The organism is Flavobacterium arabinosi, assembly GCF_048158725.1.
GTDB classification, from domain to species: Bacteria; Bacteroidota; Bacteroidia; order Flavobacteriales; family Flavobacteriaceae; genus Flavobacterium; species Flavobacterium arabinosi.
On sequence record NZ_JBLNKX010000023.1, the window covers coordinates 1 to 2,072 of the forward strand.

Consider the following 2,072-nt stretch of genomic DNA (forward strand, 5'->3'; position numbering starts at 1 on the left):
TGAATTATGAATTATGAAATACTTTCATAACTCCTCAACTCTAGAATTTCTTCTTTTTATTTAAGTCTAAAATAGTTGTCTCGGACAGACTCGAACTGTCGACCCCTACATTATCAGTGTAGTACTCTAACCAGCTGAGCTACGAGACACTCTTATTCTTAAATGGTATTATTTGAACTAACAGCAAGAGTAATAAAACGTCATTATTTGTTTCCAATTCGAACTTTCGTCTTCTTTCTTGAAAGTGTTACCGAAATAACTAACATTCAAGCTCTAGAAAGGAGGTGTTCCAGCCGCACCTTCCGGTACGGCTACCTTGTTACGACTTAGCCCTAGTTACCAGTTTTACCCTAGGCAGCTCCTTGCGGTCACCGACTTCAGGCACCCCCAGCTTCCATGGCTTGACGGGCGGTGTGTACAAGGCCCGGGAACGTATTCACCGGATCATGGCTGATATCCGATTACTAGCGATTCCAGCTTCACGGAGTCGAGTTGCAGACTCCGATCCGAACTGTGACCGGTTTTATAGATTCGCTCCTGGTCACCCAGTGGCTGCTCTCTGTACCGGCCATTGTAGCACGTGTGTAGCCCAAGGCGTAAGGGCCGTGATGATTTGACGTCATCCCCACCTTCCTCTCAGTTTGCACTGGCAGTCTCGTTAGAGTTCCCGACATGACTCGCTGGCAACTAACGACAGGGGTTGCGCTCGTTATAGGACTTAACCTGACACCTCACGGCACGAGCTGACGACAACCATGCAGCACCTTGTAAATTGTCTTGCGAAAAGTCTGTTTCCAAACCGGTCAATCTACATTTAAGCCTTGGTAAGGTTCCTCGCGTATCATCGAATTAAACCACATGCTCCACCGCTTGTGCGGGCCCCCGTCAATTCCTTTGAGTTTCATTCTTGCGAACGTACTCCCCAGGTGGGATACTTATCACTTTCGCTTAGCCACTGAGATTGCTCCCAACAGCTAGTATCCATCGTTTACGGCGTGGACTACCAGGGTATCTAATCCTGTTCGCTACCCACGCTTTCGTCCATCAGCGTCAATCAATTAGTAGTAACCTGCCTTCGCAATTGGTATTCCATGTAATCTCTAAGCATTTCACCGCTACACTACATATTCTAGTTACTTCCTAATAATTCAAGTCAGACAGTATCAATGGCCGTTCCACCGTTGAGCGATGGGCTTTCACCACTGACTTATCTGACCGCCTACGGACCCTTTAAACCCAATGATTCCGGATAACGCTTGGATCCTCCGTATTACCGCGGCTGCTGGCACGGAGTTAGCCGATCCTTATTCTTACAGTACCGTCAAGGTTCTACACGTAGAACTGTTTCTTCCTGTACAAAAGCAGTTTACAATCCATAGGACCGTCATCCTGCACGCGGCATGGCTGGATCAGGCTTGCGCCCATTGTCCAATATTCCTCACTGCTGCCTCCCGTAGGAGTCTGGTCCGTGTCTCAGTACCAGTGTGGGGGATCTCCCTCTCAGGACCCCTACCCATCGTTGCCATGGTAAGCCGTTACCTTACCATCTAGCTAATGGGACGCATGCTCATCTTTCACCGATAAATCTTTAATATATAAATGATGCCATTCATATATACTATAAGGTATTAATCCAAATTTCTCTGGGCTATCCCTTTGTGAAAGGTAGATTGCATACGCGTTACGCACCCGTGCGCCGGTCTCTAGTTCCGAAGAACTATACCCCTCGACTTGCATGTGTTAAGCCTGCCGCTAGCGTTCATCCTGAGCCAGGATCAAACTCTTCATCGTATATTGTGCGAATTCAAATAAATCTGAACTCTTTTTTATATTCGACTAAATTCTAGTGGTTTTTTCAAATCTCTCGATTCTATTACTCTTATTCTTTTGTCTTAAGATCTCTCTTAAAACGGCTGTCAATTCAATATGTCTAGGAACGTGTTCTGCTTGTTGTAAACTGAATTTATTTCAGTCTCTCTCCGTTTGTTTGCACTTGTTAAAGTGTTTCTCAAAGCGGGTGCAAAAGTGCAACTTCTTTTCTTAACTGGCAAGAAATTTTTGAAGTTTTTTTT

1 tRNA gene and 1 rRNA gene are annotated in these 2,072 nt (G+C 45.5%); both read right to left on the reverse strand.

Features of this window, described 5'->3' with window-relative positions:
• Nucleotides 1-75 precede the first annotated feature (75 nt).
• A tRNA-Ile gene (locus ACM55K_RS17435) sits at nt 76-149 on the reverse strand.
• Between the two features lie 128 nt (nt 150-277).
• Nucleotides 278-1,791: ribosomal RNA gene (locus ACM55K_RS17440) — 16S ribosomal RNA — on the reverse strand.
• Nucleotides 1,792-2,072: the final 281 nt, after the last annotated feature.